19 protein-coding genes and 1 pseudogene are annotated in these 22,271 nt (G+C 36.2%); 17 read left to right on the plus strand and 3 right to left on the minus strand.

The genetic code is table 11. The annotated features are described in order from the left end of the window. Position 1 precedes the first annotated feature (1 nt). The 6 genes from minE (at position 2) to CUN60_RS04805 (ending at position 6,053) form a co-directional block, all read left to right on the plus strand. The gene (minE, locus tag CUN60_RS04780) at positions 2–286 is read left to right on the plus strand and encodes a cell division topological specificity factor MinE (RefSeq protein ID WP_102950933.1); all 285 of its coding nucleotides are present in this window, start codon (positions 2–4) and stop codon (positions 284–286) included. Continuing rightward, on the plus strand, positions 283–1,230 hold the full coding sequence (gene trxB, locus CUN60_RS04785) for a thioredoxin-disulfide reductase (protein ID WP_102950934.1): 948 nt from the start codon (positions 283–285) through the stop codon (positions 1,228–1,230). Before minE ends, trxB begins: the two co-directional genes overlap by 4 nt. Further along, positions 1,202–2,164: a WD40/YVTN/BNR-like repeat-containing protein gene (locus CUN60_RS04790; protein WP_158649291.1), complete on the plus strand. Its 963-nt coding sequence runs from the start codon at positions 1,202–1,204 to the stop codon at positions 2,162–2,164. The genes trxB and CUN60_RS04790 overlap by 29 nt, the downstream gene beginning before the upstream one ends. A 177-nt stretch (positions 2,165–2,341) precedes the next feature. After that, a complete protein-coding gene (locus tag CUN60_RS04795; protein WP_158649292.1) occupies positions 2,342–2,818 on the plus strand; it encodes a DUF2844 domain-containing protein in 477 nt (158 codons plus the stop codon). An 8-nt stretch (positions 2,819–2,826) separates the two neighbouring features. Further along, on the plus strand, positions 2,827–4,020 hold the full coding sequence (locus tag CUN60_RS04800; RefSeq protein WP_102950937.1) for a DUF3443 family protein: 1,194 nt from the start codon (positions 2,827–2,829) through the stop codon (positions 4,018–4,020). A gap of 32 nt (positions 4,021–4,052) precedes the next feature. Beyond that, a complete protein-coding gene (locus tag CUN60_RS04805; protein ID WP_158649293.1) occupies positions 4,053–6,053 on the plus strand; it encodes a S8 family serine peptidase in 2,001 nt (666 codons plus the stop codon). A 64-nt stretch (positions 6,054–6,117) separates the two neighbouring features. Here the strand turns inward: CUN60_RS04805 and CUN60_RS04810 are convergent. Together CUN60_RS04810 and CUN60_RS04815 are read right to left on the minus strand one after the other, a co-directional pair. Then, a pseudogene (locus CUN60_RS04810) lies at positions 6,118–6,684 on the minus strand (IS1595 family transposase); the annotation flags it as partial. A 98-nt stretch (positions 6,685–6,782) separates the two neighbouring features. After that, on the minus strand, positions 6,783–7,187 hold the full coding sequence (locus CUN60_RS04815; protein ID WP_102950939.1) for a DUF4440 domain-containing protein: 405 nt from the start codon (positions 7,185–7,187) through the stop codon (positions 6,783–6,785). Between the two features lie 295 nt (positions 7,188–7,482). On the opposite strand from CUN60_RS04815, the gene CUN60_RS04820 reads away from it, so the two are divergent. The 9 genes from CUN60_RS04820 to CUN60_RS04860 all read left to right on the plus strand — a co-directional run bounded on the left by CUN60_RS04820 (position 7,483) and on the right by CUN60_RS04860 (position 17,959). Beyond that, positions 7,483–8,367 (plus strand): LysR family transcriptional regulator, encoded by an 885-nt coding sequence (locus CUN60_RS04820; RefSeq protein WP_102950940.1) that lies wholly within the window; start codon positions 7,483–7,485, stop codon positions 8,365–8,367. 5 nt (positions 8,368–8,372) lie between these two features. Beyond that, a complete protein-coding gene (locus CUN60_RS04825) occupies positions 8,373–9,308 on the plus strand; it encodes a LysR family transcriptional regulator (protein WP_102950941.1) in 936 nt (311 codons plus the stop codon). A gap of 107 nt (positions 9,309–9,415) precedes the next feature. Beyond that, a complete protein-coding gene (locus tag CUN60_RS04830) occupies positions 9,416–10,468 on the plus strand; it encodes a type IV pilus twitching motility protein PilT (protein ID WP_482762618.1) in 1,053 nt (350 codons plus the stop codon). 16 nt (positions 10,469–10,484) lie between these two features. Beyond that, a complete protein-coding gene (locus CUN60_RS04835; RefSeq protein ID WP_279639057.1) occupies positions 10,485–11,657 on the plus strand; it encodes a PilT/PilU family type 4a pilus ATPase in 1,173 nt (390 codons plus the stop codon). A gap of 4 nt (positions 11,658–11,661) precedes the next feature. Then, complete coding sequence (locus tag CUN60_RS04840) at positions 11,662–12,621, plus strand: RsmB/NOP family class I SAM-dependent RNA methyltransferase (RefSeq protein ID WP_102950943.1); 960 nt, start codon at positions 11,662–11,664, stop codon at positions 12,619–12,621. A gap of 9 nt (positions 12,622–12,630) precedes the next feature. After that, positions 12,631–13,299: a nitroreductase gene (locus CUN60_RS04845; RefSeq protein ID WP_102950944.1), complete on the plus strand. Its 669-nt coding sequence runs from the start codon at positions 12,631–12,633 to the stop codon at positions 13,297–13,299. A gap of 5 nt (positions 13,300–13,304) precedes the next feature. Further along, the gene (locus CUN60_RS04850; protein WP_102950945.1) at positions 13,305–13,844 is read left to right on the plus strand and encodes a hypothetical protein; all 540 of its coding nucleotides are present in this window, start codon (positions 13,305–13,307) and stop codon (positions 13,842–13,844) included. A 252-nt stretch (positions 13,845–14,096) separates the two neighbouring features. Next, positions 14,097–15,656: an asparagine synthase B gene (asnB, locus tag CUN60_RS04855; protein ID WP_102950946.1), complete on the plus strand. Its 1,560-nt coding sequence runs from the start codon at positions 14,097–14,099 to the stop codon at positions 15,654–15,656. Between the two features lie 113 nt (positions 15,657–15,769). After that, positions 15,770–17,959 carry a heavy metal translocating P-type ATPase gene (locus CUN60_RS04860; RefSeq protein WP_102950947.1) on the plus strand — a complete coding sequence of 730 codons (2,190 nt, stop codon included), beginning with the start codon at positions 15,770–15,772 and terminating at the stop codon, positions 17,957–17,959. A gap of 44 nt (positions 17,960–18,003) precedes the next feature. Here CUN60_RS04860 and CUN60_RS04865 read toward each other — a convergent pair whose 3' ends face one another. After that, a complete protein-coding gene (locus CUN60_RS04865; RefSeq protein ID WP_102950948.1) occupies positions 18,004–18,759 on the minus strand; it encodes a helix-turn-helix domain-containing protein in 756 nt (251 codons plus the stop codon). A gap of 650 nt (positions 18,760–19,409) precedes the next feature. Here CUN60_RS04865 and CUN60_RS04870 point away from each other — a divergent pair. After that, on the plus strand, positions 19,410–20,150 hold the full coding sequence (locus CUN60_RS04870) for a helix-turn-helix domain-containing protein (protein ID WP_102950949.1): 741 nt from the start codon (positions 19,410–19,412) through the stop codon (positions 20,148–20,150). Positions 20,151–20,916: 766 nt separating this feature from the next. Further along, positions 20,917–22,047: a hypothetical protein gene (locus CUN60_RS04875; RefSeq protein WP_102950950.1), complete on the plus strand. Its 1,131-nt coding sequence runs from the start codon at positions 20,917–20,919 to the stop codon at positions 22,045–22,047. Positions 22,048–22,271 lie beyond the last annotated feature (224 nt).

Below are 22,271 nucleotides of genomic sequence, written 5' to 3' on the forward strand. Positions count from 1 at the left end.
TATGTCATTACTGGATTTAATTTTTGGTAAAAAGAAGCAGTCGGCATCGGTAGCTAAAGAACGCTTACAAATTATTTTGGCGCACGAGCGAGCGACTATTAATGGTAATGAGCAGACAGAGGCTCCTGAATGGTTGCCAGAGTTACAAAAAGAGCTGGTTGCTGTAATTGCAAAATATATCAAGATAGATCAAGATGCATTGTCGGTTAATATTGAAAAGCGTGAAAATCTTGAGTTATTAGAAATTAATGTTACGTTACCGGAAAAAGAAGGAGACACGGAATGACAGTTATACATCACTCACTAATTATCTTAGGTTCGGGGCCTGCTGGCTATACCGCAGCAATTTATGCGGCCCGGGCAAATTTAAAGCCAGTTATTATTACCGGGATGCAGCAAGGTGGGCAATTAATGACGACCACTGAAGTTGAAAATTGGCCTGCTGAAGTTGGTGGTGAGTGTCAGGGACCAGAATTAATGCAGCGTTTTCTTGATCATGCTACCAAATTTGGTACTGAAATTATTTTTGATCAGATTCATACTGTAGAATTGAAGAATAAGCCATTCAGATTGATTGGTGATATGGGTGAATATACTTGTGATGCCTTGATTATTGCAACCGGAGCTTCTGCCAAATATCTTGGGCTTGAGTCTGAGCAGAAATTCATGGGCAAAGGTGTGTCTGGCTGTGCTACTTGCGATGGTTTTTTCTATAAAAATCAGGAAGTGGCTGTAGTTGGTGGCGGTAATACTGCAGTTGAAGAAGCGCTTTATCTGGCAAATATTTGTAATAAGGTTACTCTAATTCATCGTCGCGATACATTTAAGTCAGAAAAAATCTTGATTGATCGCTTGATGGAAAGAGTAAGTAGCGGTAAGATCGAATTAAAACTTAATTCTACATTAGATGAAGTTCTTGGTGATGGTAAAGGCGTTACTGGTGTAAGGATTAAGCATAACTCTGGAACTACCGAAGATATAGCTCTTAGTGGAGTATTTATCGCGATTGGACATCATCCGAATAGTGACATATTTGTTGGTCAGCTTGAACTTGATCATGGTTATATCGTAACTAAAGCTGGACGTAATGGATTTGCAACTTCTACTTCTGTTGAAGGTGTATTTGCGGCAGGTGATGTTCAGGATATGATTTATAAACAGGCTGTTACTTCAGCAGCTTCAGGCTGTATGGCAGCATTAGATGCGGAACGCTATCTGGATCATGCTTAAGCAGCGAAATCTCTATAAATATGGAATTATTGCTGGTAGTATGCTGGCAATAAGCTCCTGTGGCTGGTTTACTACGGCTTCTATCGAAAATGTATCTGGTCAGGGTCCACACTATGTTGCAGTCGGCGATAACGGTATTATAAAGCTTTCTGATGCCGATGCTACGTTTTGGACTAGCGATAAAGTTAGTACTGCTAATGTTTATAATGCCGTAGATTATATCAATGGAAAACTCGTTGCCGTTGGTATTGACGGTAAGATTGCATATTCTACAGATGGTATAAACTGGCAAAATATTGCTAGCCCAAGTAAGGCTTGGCTATATGATATAAATTTTGGTAATAATAAGTATCTTATAGCAGGTATGAACGGTACTGTGATGTATTCAAATGATCTAAATAACTGGCAAAAAACTTTAGTTGCTGGTAAAGATTGGTTAAATAGTATCTGTTACGGTGCGGGGAAATATATTGTTGCTGGTGCAAATGGAGTAATTGCAAGTTCAAATGATCTGTCTAACTGGAATTCTGAAAGTTCTGGTACGACCCAGTGGTTTAGTGCTGTCCGTTATCTAAATAATCAATTTCTCGCTGTAGGGTCTAAAGGGGCTATCTACAGTTCCGCCGATGGACATAAATGGAATGTTCAAAACTCAAATACTAAAAGCTGGCTATATGATTTTACTTATGGGGCAGGGAAGTATATTGTTGTAGGAGAGCGTGGTACTATTTTGATTTCCAATGATGCAGTAAATTGGCAACAAGTTATGAAACCAGAAGTGTCTGCCAATTTGCGTTCGATTATTTATGCGGGTAATCAATTTGTAATCGTAGGAATGCAAGGACTTGTCTTGACTTCTACGAATGGTGAAACTTGGAATATGCATAATTCAAATACAACGCGTGGTTTATATTCAGTTACCTATAAACCCTAGTTTAGATATAGAGACTCTTGAATTAATATTTTAACTTTTTATTGTGCATACTCAAATAGAATGAGAGTTTATGGTAGCATAAGTGTCTTCCATAGATTTAAAAGAACTTATAAAAGTGTTTTTATCGGTTCTCAGTCGGGTTGAGTATGTGTAATGTTAAATTCAGGGGTATATTATATGAAACAGTTTTTCGTAATCCTAATGGTGGCAATTGTGCCACTATCCGCTCATGCAACTTTGGGTGAAAATCCCGGCAGTATAGAAAGCGATAACAAAGCTTTGGCATCTTCAATTTCTACCCCAAGCACCAAAATGATTAGTCAGGGAATGGATGGGGAAAGTAAACCACTTAAATATCAAGTTTCAACAATTAAGGCTACAGGCGGTATTACTGTTAAAGAGTATGTTTCTAATGGAAAGGTATTTGCTGTTAGTTGGGTCGGTATGCGTAACCCAGATTTACAGCAGTTATTTGGTAAATACTTTCCAGAATTTAAAACAACAAAATCAACAGGGTCGGGATTACGGAGTAGTCATGTTTCTGCCAAAGATCTTATAGTTAATATATATGGTGTTACCGGTGATTTTCATGGCTTGGCATATATTCCATCTTTGTTGCCAACTGGGCTTAATCCTCAAGACTTATTGAAATAGGAGTTGTTATGCAAAAGCTTTTACAATTACTTATGGCGCTAACAACAGCACTTAACCTATCTTCATGTAATAGTGGGACTAGTTCTTCCAGTCCCACTCCAGCACCAACTCCGACAGCATCAAATGTTACAACCGTAAAAGCTGGTAGTGGCTATAATGGAAGAGGTATAAATGTACCATATATTACAGTTACTGTTTGTATTCCTAATACCACAACCTGTCAAAAATTGGATTATATCCTGATGGATACTGGTTCTGTTGGGCTCAAAATTGATGCTTCACAAATGAATAATCTTAATCTGCCAGCTATTACGCAAAATGGAACTGGCTTGCCGATATCAGTCTGTAATCTTTATGGTAGCGGTTATGCTTTTGCAACTGCTAATTATGCAGATGTTTATATTGCCGGGGAAAAAGCTGGAAATATTCCAGTTCAGATAATAAATGATAGTGCTGATCAGTCTGGTGTGCCTGCTAGTTGTAGCAATGAAGGGCAACAGGTCATATTTTCTGATACTGGAGCAAGAGGCATTATCGGGATAAACCCAATAGTCAATATTGCTAATGATAGCAATACTGATTATGTATGTAATAACGGCAACTGTACTCCAATAACTGAAGGTATCCCAGTACAATATCTTAATGTTAATCCAGTTGGTTATTTTGCGAATGATAATAATGGTGAAATTATCTCACTACCAGCAGCAACAGCAAATGGTAATACTAATCTTATTGGAACTCTTACTTTTGGTTTGAATACCGAAAGTAACAATGCCATACCCGGAAGTGTTAATAGTATTTTGGGGGATCCGAACAATTTTATTGGTAAGTTTACAGTTACAGCCCAGGGGGTTACATATGACTCAATGTTTGATAGCGGTACGAATCATTGGTTATTTTACGACACAGCCATTCCTACTTGTCAACCTGATAATTTAGTCTATTGTCCAGCAGCTGCAACCCAATGGCAGTCTATAGCAAGTAGTTACAATGGTAGTGGGACACCAATAGCAATTTCTGCTGATATTGCTAGTCCAACTGGATATAGTTCAATAATGCCATTTTGGGGAATTCAGTCTTCTCTAGGCTCCGGACTTTATGGACTGCCTTTTTATTATGGTAAAACAGTTTATCTTGGTTTTATTGGCTCTCAAACTTCAATGGGTGCGGGACCAACTTGGGGCTTTAGCAATAATAATTAAGCCAAATGGTAATAAAGTATGAGGTGTATTTAATGAAAAAATTTTTGCTTGCTCTTGTAGGGTCTTTTACGATATTTCCTGTTTTTGCTGGGACTCAGATAATAATAAAATTTAAGCCGAGTGAGAGCATCCAGAAAAGCTTTCAAAGTGGTAATATTAGTAAGCAACAACTACAAAGATTGCAGATGCAACCGCTAACCTCAAAAACTATTCAAAAACTTGATTTATTGACTGGTCTTGAATTAAAGGATATCCGTGCAGCAGCTGTTGGTGGGCGGGTTCTTGATACTGGGACAGTACTTTCTAAGGATAAGTTAGATAATCTATTGTCTATTCTTAATAAGCAGTCTGACGTAGAATATGCTGAAGAAAATCTCATTATGCACCCTACGGTTAGTGTACCGAATATTTATCAATGGGATATGTATACGAGTACTAATAATGTACCTGGTGCGTTGACTACTTATTATGGTGATAGTTTTTATAATGGAAGTAATTTTATTTCTAGTTCCGGTAACGGTGTAGTGGTTGCAGTTATTGATACTGGTTATGTACCTCATCCAAATATCATAAATAACCTCCTTACATTGAGTTCAATTAGTGAGTCATATGGGTATACCTTTATTACGGATTGTCGCCGGGCGGGGACATGTCCGTTTAGCACCCCGGATAATCTGGCCCAGATAGCGCCATTTCCAAATGGACTTGATTTGGGCGACTGGATGACTTTAACTGAGTATAATTCTGCCGTTCCATCTTGGCAACAGCAATGCCGGGGTATTGATGGTTTGCCGGCTATCACCAATTCATCTTGGCATGGTACTCACGTTACAGGAACTGTTGTTGCTGAAGGTCCAATAAATCCAGCCCTTGTAAATACGGGCATTCTAGGTGGAGCGTATAGTGCCAAGGTCGTCCCGGTACGTGTCCTAGGTAAATGTGGTGGAAGTTCTGTAGATATTCAAGATGGAATGCTCTGGGCAGGTGGATTACATCCTACTATTACTAATTCGCATCCAGCTAAAGTTATTAATCTGAGCCTAGGTGGCTATGGGACGTGTCCAAACAGTTATCAGGAGGTAATTAATCAATTAGTTGCTGCTGGTGTATCCGTGGTTGTTTCTGCTGGGAATGATTCTTTAAACGTTAGTGGTGCTGTACCAGCTAATTGTGCAAATGTGATTTCAGTTGCAGCTAATGGACCAAATCAGAAGCTGGCTTCTTATAGTAACTGGGGTAATGTAACTATTGCTGCATCAGGTGGTGAAGAGTATAGCAATTACACCACGCAATACCCAGTAAAAGCAATTCTATCAACTACATACGATTCAACTGAAGGTTATGGCTCAAATGCGGTTGGTTGTAGCGGAAACTCGTGTTTTACCTATGGTTGGAAACAGGGAACTTCGATGGCAGCACCACATGTAGCTGCTGCTATAGCTGATTTGCTTGCGGTTGAGCCTGGTTTAGCTCCGGCACAAATAACGGAAATACTACAGAATTCGGCAAGCTCCTTTGATAGCTGTAATGCTGCAGGCTGTATTTCAAGTGGTAGGTTAAATGCTGCTGCAGCACTTCAATACATTAATGAAAGTGTTCTGATGCTAACTGCTAATCCTGCTGCGCTTGATAATTTTAGTTTAGGAAGCAGTTCTGTAACACTGGTAAATAATAATAGTGAATCTGTAGCTATAGGATCTATTCAGATCTCTGGTGTAAACTCGACAAACTATTCCGTTAGCAGTAATTCAACGTGTATTAGTGGTTTAGCCCTAAATACTGGTTTAAGCTGTGCAGTAACTATTTTAACTAATTCAATGCAGCCGGGAAATACCTATTTTGCTGATTTGGCTGTTACCAATCAAGCTGGGCAAACGATTGCTACTATACCATTATCATATACCATGCCTAATCAGTCCACATCTTCAGGTAGTGGCGGCTGTAGCTTTGTTGGCGGTGGTGATGACTTTAGTATGCAATTATTATTTGGTGGGCTTGCAACCATCTACTGGCTAAGACGAAAAAAAGCCTGAGAATGACTCTAGCCTAGACAATCACCTCGGTTAATCTTGGATTAAATAATTAGGGGCTAGACAATCAAAGCGGATTATTTCTAACCAATTTTAGTATTATAGCATAGAGATTATCATTTCGATAATTGAACCTAAACTCACACTCTTTTAGATGTAAGTTAAATGTACTTTTAGTAATACCGTGAAACTTTACTAACCTAGTTTTGGCAAATGACCAAAAGCTCTCTATACCGTTAATATGAGTTTGTTTATTAGCAAACTCATTGTTACCATGATTAACACGGAAGTGTTTATCATAGCCTATATCTACTAAGCCATCATAACCACGCCAGCCATCTGTGTGGATTACCGATTCAGCCGACACCTTACCTCTAACAATATCCTGTAGTGTCTTGCTTTTACAATCAGGAACTATTTCGGTATAGACTTTACCACCACGTTTTAGTAATCCAAATACTATTGTTTTACCGTAGGCACCACGCCCACGTTTCCCACGTACTCGTCTTGCTCCAAAGTAACTTTCATCTAATTCAACATCACCAAGGGCAATAAAGGGAGATTCTGAATTACAGAAATCATAAATTCTATGGCGAATTTCCATTACGTATTTATTAATAGAGTTTCGGCTTATTCTTACAATTTACAATAATTAATAGTCTGGCTTTTAAGCTGGACTATTTCTATTGGAATTATCAAAAGGGTTTAGTATTCATCCAAGTAGTTTTTTAGTTATGCATGGTGCCATGTTTCATGTAAATGGCGCCATAGTGCATTATTCTTACCATCATTAATAAAAATCGCTGTTGATAAGCGATGTAATACCTTATCTGGCAGATGTTGTATCTCAGCATATTGTAAAATACATATGTTTTCAGTTTCGTGAATTATGATTGGCTCCGTAACCTCAATTTTTACTCCAACTCTTGCTCCATACATTTGGGATAAAAATGATTCAAGGTCTTTATAAGTTAGCTGACTCCCATTTGGATTTATCATTGAAAAATCATTTGAAAATTTGGCAAGAAGCTCATTCAATAGTTCTGGTGTTGCATTTTTGCTGCCATTAAACCATTCTTCTATAAGAATGTGACAGTTATAAACTTCCGCTATGGCAGCTGTAGTAATTGCTTTCATTTTTTACTCTATTTTTTAATTGTCGTATTCCATTATTCCTAACTGACTTAGTTCTTTCCGCCTAAAATATTTAATCATAGAGTTATAGAATTTTACGATATTTTTCATTTTCCAATTCCTATTAAAGATTTTCCAAACACTATACTATCATATAAAAAATCAATCTTGTTTCCCATATCTGCAAAAGTTATTCCCAAATTTAATTAAAAACCCAAACTTTAGCAGCTAAGTACTTTTTTTAATAAGGTTTTATGCTAGAATATACGGATAATTTAATTTATTTGGTTCTTTACTCATGTATGATGACATTCTGTTTTTTCTAAAAGTAGCAGAATATACCAAGGTTTCGGTAGCTGCTGAAAACTTGGGGACTTCTCCATCTACAATTTCCCGGAAAATTAATGCGTTAGAAGAAATGCTACGGCTACGTCTAATCAAACGTGATTCACGGAATCTTGAATTAACTGATGAAGGGCGTAATTTAACTTTAGTTTTCAAGAGTGTTGAGGCTGAAGTTGGCGATATGATTGCACAATGCCTGATCAAGAATAAAAGATATAACAATATTATTAACGTTGTTTTGCCCGTTGGAATGGTGAGTTTTAAATTTAGTCACAAGCTGGCAACGCTTGGAAATAAGCTGGCTGGAATGGAGCTTAATTTAACCTACTATGCTGGTAATGTTGATATAGACCGTTATAATTATGATATGGCAATTGTTAGTCTTGGCAATAAGAAAGAATATCAGTCGGCCGTTCTTGTTTATAGCAGTAAAGTTATTCTTGTTTGCAGTCGGCGTTATATAGAAGTCAATGGTTTGTGTTCATCGATAGATGATTTTGCCAATCATATGGTGATTGGAAATGTCAGGATTCTTGAAGATAATCTTATACCACTTCTATATCGCGAAAATGAAGGATCAACGATCAAATTACCAGTTGAATATAAATTATATCTAAATAGCTTCATTGAAGCAAAAAACTTGGTGCTGGCAGATATGGCAATTAGTGGGCTTATGGAAAATGATATTAAAGATGAACTAGCAAGTGGCGAATTGGTAAGGCTTTTACCTGACTATCATCTTGGCTATATGAATTACTACCTTGTTTCAAAGTTTGATTCTGAAGATGTACGCAATAAAGCGGTATTGGAATTGATAAAGAATACATTTGAGAGCTAATTGCCATGATTGATGATATCTTGTTATTTATAAAAGTTGTCGATGCAGGTAGTATCCTTGCTGCTGAAAAAGTATTGAATATCCCAAAATCAACTATTTCAAGAAAAATGCAAGCACTTGAAGAAGAGTTTGGTGATGCCTTATTTAATCGGAGCACGCATAAAATAGGTTTAACCATGCTTGGACATAATATTTATGCCCAGTTTAAGGATTATGAGGCCAGACTTTCAGAAATGCTAGCTTCTGTTTCAAGTAATAATAAACAGGTGCGCGGTAGGCTAAATGTCTTGTTACCATTTGCTTTAACCACAGACGTGGTATTACCTAAAGTTGGTGCTTTTCTTAGTGAGTACCCAGAATTACAACTAAATATTATGCATAGTTTTCAAGTGTTTAATATGCAAAAAGAATTTTATGATATTGCTATAATCAATTATCAGCCAAAACAGCAAAATCAGCGATTTAAATCTTTGGCATCAGATAAGGTGATTGTAGTGTGTACCCGAGAGTATGCTGATAAATATGGAATATGGAGTAATATTGAAGACCATGATCAGCATATAATCGTTGGCAAAATTGCTCCTGATGGTGTAGTAGTGCAGGATATTCCTATATATAATGAAAAAACCGCAGAAACATATTTTGTTAAATTAAAACCCAAAATATTTTTTGCTAATTTTAATGAATGCAAAAGCTTTGTGCTTGAGAATAATGGTATAGCAGGAATCCCATATAGTATGATTCAAAAAGAGCTTGAAATGGGCAGGGTTATACGGTTAATCCCGGACTGGCATGCGGGGGTAATTAATTATTATCTCATGCGGAATATTGCTGATAATGATCCAAGGTATGTTGTGTTTGTGAAGTTTATTAATGAGTGCTTGAAAAATAATAATCTTGAGCGGATACCTCATAATTCAAATCAGTTTTTTCATTCATGAAAATCAATTCAATTTTTTCTGAGAGTTAGTCTTTCCCGATTGGAGAGATTAAGTTTTTTAAGATTTATAATGTGTAATAATAGTTTAGTTTATTTGATTCGGGAATTATCTATATGGACATTACAGAGTTACTGACATTTGGTGTTAGCAATAAGGCATCAGACTTACATTTGAGTAGCGGGTTACCGCCAATGCTCCGGGTCAATGGTGAGATTCGCAAGGTTAACTTACCACCACTTGAAGCAAATGAGGTTAAAAATATGGTTTATGATATTATGAATGATAATATCAGAAAGATATTTGAACAGAATATGGAGGTCGATTTTGCTTTTGAGATTCCTAATGTTTCGCGGTTCCGGGCAAATATTTTCATGCAAACACGTGGGATTGGTGCAGTATTTAGGACTATTCCTTCTAAAATACTCTCTCTTGAAAAACTGAATGCACCTAAAATATTCCGGGAAATTGCTTCTTATAATAAAGGGCTAGTACTCGTGACAGGACCTACCGGATCGGGTAAATCTACTACGCTTGCGGCGATGATTGATTACATCAATGAAACCGACTATCAGCATATTTTGACGGTTGAAGATCCTGTCGAGTTTGTCCATACCAGTAAGCGTAGCTTAGTTAATCAGCGCGAATTAAACACCCATACTCATAGTTTTGCCAATGCGTTAAAATCTGCTCTGCGTGAGGATCCAGATAGCGTTCTCGTTGGGGAAATGCGTGATCTTGAAACTATCCGACTGGCGTTAACTGCCGCAGAAACAGGGCATTTAGTTTTTGGGACATTACATACTTCATCAGCGGCAAAAACTATTGATCGGGTAGTGGATGTATTCCCGGCGGGTGAAAAGGAGATGGTTCGTGTGATGTTGTCTGAAAGTCTAAAGGCTGTTATATCGCAATTACTGATTAAGAAAAAAGATGACTCAGGGCGAGTAGCAGCACATGAGATTATGATCGTTAATTCGGCAATCAAAAATCTGATTCGTGAAAATAAGGTTTCCCAGATAAATGCAGCAATTCAGACTGGGCAGCAATATGGGATGCAGACGATGGATCAGTCATTAATTCGGCTAGTGAAAAATGGTGATGTATCAACCGATGCGGCTGTTGCATATGCAGTACAAAAAGATTTATTTGTTGACTTATAAGATATAAAGGTTAATTATGGCTGTTGAAGTTGGAATGATTAAAGAAGCGGAAAGCGCAAAGATTTTTATGCTTTACTTATTAAAGCAGGCAATAGCAGTTGGTGCTGATGATACTTTTATAATCTCTAGTTTTCCACCTGCATTTAAGGTAGATGGTAAATTAACTCCCCAATTTAATGATCGCTTAAATCCTGATCAGGCTAAATTACTCGTTTATGCAATAATGAATGATAAGCAGAAACGCCAATATGAAGCTGAAAAAGAGTGTAATTTTGCAATTGCTCATCCTGATGGGGGGCGATTTCGGGTAAATGCCTATCTTGAGCAGGGTAAGCCAGCGATGGTCTTGCGTAAGATTAATACTAAAGTTCCAACTCTAACCGATTTGAAATTGCCACAAGTGTTGGCAGATATCGCAATGGAGCGTAAAGGTTTGGTTTTGGTGGTTGGTCAAACTGGTTCAGGAAAATCAACTACGCTCGCGGCGATGATTGACTATCGCAATAAAAATTCTCATGGACATATATTGTCAATTGAAGATCCGGTTGAGTTTGTCCATTTTCACCAAAACTGTATTGTTTCCCAACGGGAAGTGGGTGTGGATACTGATTCTTGGCAAAATGCAATTAAATCAGCCTTGCGTCAGGCTCCTAATGTGGTATTGATAGGAGAAATTCGTGATCATGAGGCTATGGAATATGCATTACAATTTGCCGAAACTGGTCATTTGTGTGTAGCAACCATCCATGCCACAAATACTATTCAAGCGATTGAGCGGATAGTTAATCTATTTCCGGCAGAAAAACATCATCAGGTATATATGAATCTATCCTTAAACCTAAAAGCAATTATTGGGCAGCGCTTGATTCCTTTACAAACAGGTAAGGGTAGGGCGGCAGCAATAGAAATAATGTTAAATACCTCAACCATTGCTGATTATATTTTTAAACGTCAACTTGATCCAATTCGAGAAACTATGGTTAAATCGAGAGATTTGGGGATGCAAACTTTTGATCAGGCATTATTTGATCTTTATGAAGCAGAGCAAATTAGTTATGAGGAGTCCCTCAAAAATGCCGATAGCCTAAATGATGTTAAGATGCGAATTCGCCTTGAGAGTGTTAGAGCGAAGAAAGATGGGGCGGCGGATAGTACAATGAACGAAACTATGAATTTGAAGATTCTTTGATTTTATGGTAAAAGTAGTAAGTGAAGAAGCAGTTAAATGTGCGATAACTGCCATCTGTGATGCATATTCATTAAGTACTGAAGCTAGCCAAGGTGTTATTGACTCATTTTATAATGATAAACTAAGTGCTTTTCGAGTAAATACTCTAAAAGCTTCGATAGCTGATGTACTGGCTGAATTAAACTCAAATGGTATTGAAGTTAGCCCTATCAATTGGTCAGATGTTTCATATACTCTTAAAGATAAGTCTTTATTATCAAGAAGTAGTTTTGCTAGAGACGGTTTAGTCTATATTCAGAATTTATCATCACAGTTAACTGCTTTATTACTTGATGCAAAACCAGATGAGTTTGTACTTGATTTGGCAGCTGCTCCAGGTGGTAAAACTAGTTTTATTGCCGCCATGATGCAGAATAATGGGCGTATTTCGGCAGTTGAACCAGTAAAAGATCGTTATTTTCGGACGATAGCTAATCTTAAAAATCTTGGCGTAACTATTTGTAAATGTTACCAGAAAGATGGTCGCGTTGTCGGTAAGCTTTGTAAAGAGTGGTTTGATAAAGTTCTTCTTGATGCTCCTTGTTCTTCAATGGCACAAATTGACTTACGTGATGAAGATAGCTATAGCCACTGGAATATGAAGAAAGTCAAAGAATGTAGCCGTAAACAAAAGCAGTTGATTTTATCTGCTTTTGAAAGCTTGAAGCCGGGCGGTACAATGATTTATTCCACCTGTTCGTGGATGGTCGAAGAGAATGAGGAAGTTGTGAATCATCTTCTTAATGAATATAATGATCAGTTGGAGATAGTTGATTTGGATTTACCAATTGAGAATTATTTACCCGGATTAACTATCTACAATAATGTGAGTTATCATGAGACGATAACTAAAACCAGAAGAATTATACCAAATCAGTGTTATGAAGCATTTTATATTGCAAAAATAAGAAAATTAATAAGATAAGGATTTAATATGACAACAGTAGCAGAGGCATTAATTAATCGTAAATCAGTTCGAGCTTTTTTAGATAAACCAGTTTCTGAAGCAGATATTAAGAATATTCTAACTTATGCTAGGCAAGCTCCTTCGGGTACCAATACCCAGCCTTGGCAAGTTGCTGTAGTTTCAGGTACGAGTAAAGCCAAACTTGATGATATTTTAGTGTCGGCATTTAAAAATGGTGAACCAAAGGTACTTGATTATAATTATTATCCATTAAAAATGCCAGCAGAATTTCAACGAAGAAGACTAGCTTGCGGGATGCAGATGTTTCAGACCTTAGGTATAACCCGCGAGAATAAAGAGCGCCGACTTGAACAATGGGCATTAAATTATTCTGCATTTGGAGCGCCAGTTGCAATGTATTTTTTTACCAATAAGCTGGTAGAAAAAGGTTCGTTTATGGATTGTGGTATGTTCTTGCAGTCAGTTATGTTAATGGCAACTGAATTGGGCTTAGCTACTTGTGCACAGGCGGCATTGGCAGAATATCCACATTTGGTGAAAGAATTTCTTGGTTATCCTGAAGATTCAATCCTTCTTTGTGGTATGGCACTAGGTTATGAGGATAAAGATGCTCCGATAAATAGCTACCGGACGGTTAGAGAAGATCTCGACGTATTTACAAAATTTTATAGTTGAATTTTATGAAAAAGCTTTTGGCTGTTATAATTTTTTCTAGCCTATCATTGAGTTATGCGGATATAAATACTCCATACACGACTAATCCACAATTAACTTCAAATAATTCCTCTGGCACGATATCAGCAACAAAGCCAGTTTTTAAAAGTGGCTGGTATGCCCATAAAAAGGATGTTACGTTTATCAAGCTAATTCAGGTTGGGCAAAATATGGGACTTAGTATTCTTTTTAGTAATACTGGTTTATTTTGTCCAATTAATAAATATTTGCCATTTAACCAAGTGAAAGGACAGTCAAATACTTATGCTTACACAGTTGGCAATGGCTGTATTGCAACAATTAAAATGAATACTAGCAATAATACCTTTGTAATGACAGTAAATAGCCGCTCAAAATGTTTTGAAGAATATACTTATCAGGAATTTTGTAATGGAAATCTTGATGTTCATATGATTGATGAACGCGCTTCAACCTACTTTGTTAATAAGGTATTTACTTATGCTAAAGACCAAAACGATAATGACTACGATTGGAATGATGATTGATCCTATCTTCGTATTTCATATTTAACAAAAATACCTGCCATAAATTTCGGGGATTAAGCCTGATCATTAAATTATTACTAATCTTGAATTCATAAAAAGTAAGCTATGTTATAATCATAGGTTATCAAAAATTTTATAAATTATATACTCAAGCAGATTAAAGCTCCTAGGGTGTTGCTTCGCTCTTACCTACTACTTGTAGGCTGCGTCGCTCGCGTTGATTTGAGTATAGATTGGCTAAAGGATTATAGTATGTGTGGAATTAGTGTTAGACCCAAAAAATATGGTTCTGACAGCTTGATAAGCTATCGTGGACCGGATATTACTAAGGTTAAGGAAGTTGAAGATTATACTTTTATTTTTCATCGCTTGGCAATTGTAGATACTTCTCATGCCGGAGATCAGCCATTTGAAGATAATCGCTGGGTATTGATGTGTAATGGTGAAATATTTAATTATAAGCAATTAAAGCAAGTTTATACTGATTATCCGTATATTTCACATTCAGACTGTGAGGTAATTATTCCGGTATTGGAAAATCATCGTCTAGTTGAAGCATGTAATGTACTTGATGGTGAATTTGCTTTTGTCGCTTATGATAAACGTCATAAACGGGTAATTGCCGCACGTGATCCAATGGGGATTCGTCCATTATTCTATGGTTATACCAAAGAAGGGCAAATCGCCTTTGCTTCTGAAATGAAGGATCTTATTAAGTTTTGTGACAAAGTAAATCCATTTCCACCTGGACATTATTATAATGGCGAAGATATTAAGCCATTTTGCGAATTATATCGCTTACCAGGTGGTAAGCAGTACGATATGGACAAAATCTTAACCAATATTCGTAACATTCTAACTGCAAGTGTAGTTAAACGTTTGGATGCTGATGTGCCAATTGGTTATTTATTAAGTGGTGGACTTGATTCAAGCTTGGTATGTGCCATTGCTCAACGCCATACAGTAAAACCAATTACCACATTTGCAATCGGTCTTGAAGTGAATCCAATTGATCTTAAATACGCTAAACAAGTTGCGGATTACCTTGGAACAGATCACCATGAAGTAATCTTTACTTATCAAGATATTAAAGATATTCTTAAAACTATCATTTGGCATACTGAAACTTGGGACGTAACGACAATTCGCGCTAGTACACCAATGTTCTTACTCTGTAAATATATTCGTGAGAATACTGATATTCGTGTGGTACTTAGTGGTGAAGTTAGTGATGAATTATTTGGCTATAAATATACTGATTATGCGCCAACTGCGATAGATTTCCAGAAAGAGTCGCAAAAGCGGATCAAAGAATTATACATGTATGATGTATTACGTGCTGATCGTTGTATTGCTGCAAATAGTCTTGAAGCAAGGGTTCCATTCTCAGATAAACAGTTTGTGACCTATGTTATGGAAATTGAACCAGAACTTAAATTAAATACTTACAATATGGGTAAATATCTGCTACGTAAAGCATTTGATGGTTCTGACTATTTGCCAGCTGAGATTTTATTCCGTGATAAGGCTGCCTTTTCTGATGCGGTTGGACATGGTTTAGTTGACTGTCTGATAGAAATGGCAGAAGAGCGTTATACCGATGCCGAGTTTGCTGAAAAATCTGCCAAATATACAGATAATCGTCCTTTAACTAAAGAAGGTTTGATGTATCGTGAAATGTTCAATGAAATGTTCCCGAACCATGACCATGTGATTTGTGGTTACTGGTTACCAAATCGTGAATGGCCAAATTGTGATCTTGATGATCCAAGTGCTCGTCATTTGCCGAATTATGGTGCGAGCGGCGAATAATTTTGCTAAAAAACCGGGATTTAAAACCCCGGTTTTTTATTGTTAAAAAGATTGGTTTTCTACTCCTAATCTGCTATAATATACCCCATATAGGTATATTGGGGATTATCAAAATGTCAACTAGCGTAACGTATAATATCAGTAATGTCAAGTGTGCTGGCTGTGTTGGTAAAATTGAGAGCCGGCTTAAAGAGCTATCTGGTGTATCCTCTGCACAGGTGAATCTACTCGATAAAACTGTTATGATTGAATATGCTAATAATAAGCAGGAAGATTCCATCCGTGAAGCCCTAGATAAGCTTGGCTTTCCTATTGAAATTACGCCAAAATCAGAATCAACTTTCTCGCGAATCTTTAATATAGCCATTCCATTAATATTGGGTGCGGTGCTGATGATTAGCGAAATGCTCCATGAGACGATGCCTAATTATACTGATAGCAAAGGGTTTCTGACTGGACTCTTCTCTGCTTTAATTACACTCCTGGTAGTTATATTTTGTTGTAAAACTCAAATCAAAAGTGGTATTTTGGCTATCCGTAACCTTAGTCCAAACATGTATAGTCTGATTGTTATCGGTGTCTTTTCTGCATGGCTCTATTCTTTGTTTATTGTTATCTCCAGCCATAATGGAAATTTTTTACTTTCAAACCATGTCTATTTTGAATCTGCTCTGGTAATTATTGGCTTAGTAAATTTAGGTAGCCTTCTTGAAGAGAAAGCTAAAAATGCAGCAATGGGTGCGATAAAAGGATTAAGTGCGCTTATTCCTGCTACTACTATCATGGTAACTGATGGTGAAGAAAAGGAAATTGCCAGTAATCTTTTGCGCACAGGCTATATAATTAGGATTAAACCAGGCATGAAATTACCTGCTGATGGTGAGATTATATCTGGCGATGGTTATCTTGAAGAAGCAATGCTAACTGGTGAACCTTTACCTATTCATAAAAAAGTAGGTGATAAGGTATTTGGAGGGACAATCAATACTAGTGGGGCTTTTGAGTTTTCGGTATCACAGGTGGGCGGGAAAACTTTACTTGGTGATATTATTGCGATGGTTAAATCAGCACAGATGTCAAAGCCACCATTAGCAAGGCTTGCGGATAGAATCGCCAGAGTCTTTGTTCCTACTGTGATGCTATTAGCTTTATTTAGTGGTTTAGTTTGGTATATTGTTGCACCTGAGAATAACTTCTACCATGCACTAACAGTTTTTATGACGGTGCTAATTATTGCTTGTCCGTGTTCTGTTGGTTTGGCAATCCCTGTTTCACTAACGGTTGGTGTTGGTAGGGCAGCAAAATCTGGAATTATAATTCGTGATCCTTCAGCTCTTGGTAATGCCGACAAAATCGATACTATCATTTTAGATAAAACTGGTACTCTTACCGTTGGTAAGCCTTCGGTTGTGAATTATATTTGCAGTTCTGATGTAGATGCTATTTATTCTCTACAAATTTTGAAAGCACTTGAGGCAAATTCTGGCCATCCGTTAGCTCATGCGATTCTAAATTATCGTACTGAAATAAGTCTTGATAGTGATCTTAATTTGGCAGAGTATAAAACTATTTCTGGTAAAGGTATAAGTGGAGTAATTAATGGTATAGAGTATTTTGCTGGATCATTGGAATTTATCGGTCAGCATGTAACTAAAATTAACGGTGATCTGGTAGCACAAAATCGCCATACCAATATTTATCTGGCAAATAATGATGGTATTATTGCACGAGTTGATGTCAGTGACGAATTAAAGCCAGATGCCAAAGAGGCAATTGCTGCATTATCTAAGCAGGTGAATGAGATTATTTTACTGACTGGAGATAATCAAAATAATGCCCACGCAATAGCTAAAGAAGCTGGAATTAGCAAAGTAGTTGCTAATTGTTTGCCACAAGATAAACTTGCCTTTATCAAGGCAGCGCAGCAAGAGGGCAAGAAAATTCTCTTTGTTGGTGATGGTATCAATGATGCACCAAGTCTAATGCAGGCAGACTTAGGTATCGCTGTTGCTGGTGGAACTGATATTGCTGCTAGTAGTTCAGCAATTTGTCTAACTGGTAGTTCATTATCTGGGATTTCAGCGGCATTAAAGATTGCAAAAGCAATTAATCAGAATATGCGTCAGAATCTCTTTGGTTCATTTGTTTATAATAGTTTGGCAATTTTAATTGCAATGGGTGTTTTTTATCCATTTGGACACTATTTATTAAATCCAATGGTAGCTAGTATTGCAATGAGTTTATCTTCGGTTACAGTAATTGTGAATGCGCTACGGTTACGCACAATTAACCTTAGTAATTAATCCTCTAGTCATTGGTGAGAACATTTAAGCTAATTATTTTAATTCTAGCTAGTAGTTAGTTGGTGAGTACCCAAATTAACATTATTTAGTATGGTTAAATCGGGGCTAATTAATGCTGGTGGAAAATAATTATGCAAACTTAGTCTCTTTGCTATATTAAATAAAGTATTGCTATCGTTACAGTTATCTCCAAATTTGCGGTATAGCCCTTCGGTTATGATTCTTTGAACTCTTCCTCTTGATACATTCAAATATTCAGCAATCTCATATTGGGAAAATTTATATAGTAGTAGAAATAGTACTTCATGTTCTTGTTTAGTGAATCCTAACTTATTTACATTGGCAAGTCCAAGTTGATAATTTTCTATTGAAGTTTGCTGGGAGTGATTCAGACAATTAAAAGGATTCGCATACCAAGATAACATATATGTACCAATAACAGATCCATCTGAGTTAAAAATTGGGAAAATAGTTGCCTGTCTTGCAAATTCTTCTCCATTTAGATGCTGTGTACTAGCAAAAAAATTTTTTATTTGTCCATTATCACGAACCTGCTGATTTAAGGTTTCAATTTGTTTGTAATATTTTTTGGAAAAAAGCTCATTTTTATCTGCGAACATTTCATAGGTTAGACCATGAATGTTTGAATCATTCATGAGGGTATTTTGTTTGTCAAAGTAATCATTTAAGAATACAAATCTATTTTCACAATCCATTACTTGTAAGAATACATTTTGCCCATTGAATGCCGGAAAATATTTGTTCATTGCTTGTTTTAGTTGTTTATTTATCTTTATCAATTTACTTTTCTAACCTTAAAATGCTATTTTTTGACATTAGATTTATTGCAAAGTCGCATATACGCTACACTTACAGTTATTATTTATTATGCTTGCTGTTATTATTATACTGAAATGATTTTATATTGTTTGAAAGGATAATTTGTGTTTAAACTAAATCCATATTGGAATCTTGAGCTATTAATATTAAATATCATAAAATTGAGCTACATCAAATTTACTTTTTATTCTATCTAAAAAAAAGTGCCATACGTTTAAAATATGGCACTATCTGAAATAGAAAAGATAACAAAATGATCTTTTCTTTCAGATAAGGAGGGTTCTGCTATCTGGATTAAACTCTTATTTTTAAGCTTTATTGAGAGTTAAAAGGAAATCCAAAATTCAAAAAGGTATTATAAAGTTATTTAAAAAATAAATAAACTGCATTTTTTGCAGGGGAATGTATTTACAGCTTTTTTTGTATTGTAGAATTTATGAAAGCAAGGTAGTTGATGGGGTTATAGTTTAATAAACAATAATCTACATGCTGCTTAATTAAACCTACGATTTATAGTAAATCTAAGCTAAAACTTAGTCTGGTTTAGCTAGTAAATGAATCAATGGGTTTCTTATTTGAGTGTTAAGTATTTTGATTTGAAGGGTGCTTTATGACTGATATTGAAATTCTGGAACTGGTGGCAAAAGGGCTTGAAATTACCGGACAAAATCGGGCAATTCTTTTGGGTAACTTAGATCTGGAGTTTGTATATACTACAAAATTATATCAAGATTTGATGGGAAATCCACAAATAATTGGTAAACGAATGAAGGACTCAAATCATCCTGGGGCTAAATATGCAGATCAACTAAGGCAAATTGCTTCAAATGTTATTCAGACAGGAAAAAAGTCGTCTTACTTTATCATTTATCAATTACCTAACACAAAAGTTAAACGTTGTTATATTAATCATTGTAGCCTACTTATAAACCCAGAGACTGGTTCTAAGGTGGGTATTATGACAGAAATTGAGCCTTTTAACTGCAAGTATATTGGTAATGTATTAAATATTGCCAATCAACTTGTTATTCCTTCAGAAGATGAGACTAGCCAACAAAGCCCAACTGATAAAGTAACTTATCAGTTAAGCGATAGGGAGCAAGAGATATTGTTTTTGTTGATGATCGGTCGCTCATATAAAGAAATAACTTATATTATTAATAAAATTTATGACAAATCCATTTCTATCTCTGCTATTAATTCAATTATCCGGGTGAACTTATTCAATAAATTTAATACTTCCTCTGTTAGTAGCCTCATACAGATAGCAGCAAGTAATTCGGTTATTCAAGAAATTCCACCAAGTTTACTTAAATTTCCTGAGGGGATTTTTGAAGTAGATTATTTCTAATTTTTATGATATATGCATTCTTTTAGATATAAGTTAAAGTAGAGTAAAACATTTGATAGTGATGGGTTTTGGTTCTTTAAAATTAAGTAGTTTAACTTATTTATATTTATTGTACCATACCTCAATATAATTAAATATCCCAAGCTGAGCCTGTTCTTTGGTTTTAAAAGCTCCTTCTCGATAGTTACTGGCAAATTGAATGGTATCATAGAGCATTAAAACAGGTTTGTAATATTGAAAAGTTTCAAGTTCGCAAAAGTCATGCAATACGGAATCATATTTACTGTGCGCTATGTGCTTTTTGCAAGCTAGAAATACTGAAATTCAAACAAGTGATTACAAATTGGTATCAAATTCAGCAGCAACTATTTAATGATGTTATTGCTGCTTTTATTAAAAGTGTTGGTATTGGTAAGTCTGATAAATACTTTTACTACTCTTTACCCATGGGGAGTATTTGTGCCAAATGAATAATTAAAACTGAACCTGAGGAAAACCCTCATGTTTTTTAGCCTATCAGATATAGTATTATAATTTGTAGTTGTCAGAAAAAATGCCATACAACAGTATGGCATTATCAGAATAAATAAGGGATGGCAGATAACTCCCTTATGGAGTACCGATAGATCATATAATAAAAAGTTATTATATTCCTTCTTGAATAAGATGCCAAGTGTAACTTTTACACTGCAAAATTTGCAGTTTATTGCTGGTGTTTTTTCGCGATATAATTAAGTTTAATTATGTAACCATTATGGATAGTAAAATGCATCTTAGAAAATTTTTACCAATTATTATTTATTCAGCAGGAATGTTGGCAGCTTGCCAAAGCGGCAGTGCTGCGAGCCAAAATAATACTGACCCGGGAACTCCCGGTTATGATGAGTCGATTCCTCTTGCTACACAGTATCTCTCCAGTGATAGTTATAGCTGTAATGCCTTACCGGTCTGTCAGACACCAAGTCCAGATTATTTAAGTTGTGTTTCATCTGTGGCACTGGCTAATTGTAATAATTTGCAAGGATTAAATCAAAATGGCATGACACTTAATGATAGTAGAAATAGCTATGCCGCTGGATTTTCACAGAACTTTAGCGCTACCGGAATAACTCCCGGTTGGCAAACTAGCGAAAGTGCTAACCAAACTTTATTTGCAGCTTATACTATAACCTATAATCCTGATCCGAGTGCTCCGGCTAATTCAATCGGATACCCAGTTCAGGATCAGGCAATCCAGCAATATGCGGCTTCGCAAGAAAGTGTAAGTACTTGCACATATTATGTCGATAATAATACCAAGAGCTTTTCACCATGGGTGTCTCATTGCAGTGCTTTTGCTGAATGGGCGGTTAGTAGTGTATTTAATCAGGATATTCCTCCATTGCAGCCACGAGGTGATTTGGGCTATGACTGGTGTGGTCTTGCTGATGCAAATTCTCAGGGGTTGGCAAGTGGTGCTAATAATTGGACTAATGTTGAATCTTCCTCTTTTGCTGGGAATTATTCTTCGGCACCGGCAGTTGCACAAGCATTAGCTAATGCTGGCTGCGGTGTTGTAGCTAATTTTTATAATTCTAGTGGTGCAGGACATATTGCTGTAATTTTACCGAATACCTGGCAACAAGCCGAAAGCATGCAGGGTGTAAGCATGCAGTTGACTAATCCAAATTATCCGTATAATGTAGCTGTTGTTGATTCTTCAAGCTTCCAGCAGTTTTTACAGATGAATGGACCGGAAGAAATGCAGGCTGGGCTATACAACTTCCAGCATACAACAGTATTTAACGGCTTTTATACCGAGCTTAATCCTCCATTAGCTCCCGCAACCGACCCACAAATTGCGGATAATTTTGCAGGTATTATTTATTATTATAATACAGCAACTTGTAGTTACTAATTATTTGATTAAATGGTGGGAGTTCCCCACCATTTAGTTTTTTGTTAAGTGGAAATAAGATAAGCACAATATAAATTGAAGAGCGCTGGTAACTTCATGTAGAGACTTCTGAGAATCTTATTAATTGAAGTGTTGGATATTCCAACTATAAAATTATCAATGTTTACAGTGTTAGCAGAGCTATAATATATTTATTTTAGGTGTTTTGGTTACTATTTGCAGTT

The sequence above is a fragment of the Aquella oligotrophica genome (assembly GCF_002892535.1).
GTDB lineage: Bacteria > Pseudomonadota > Gammaproteobacteria > Burkholderiales > UBA11063 > Aquella > Aquella oligotrophica.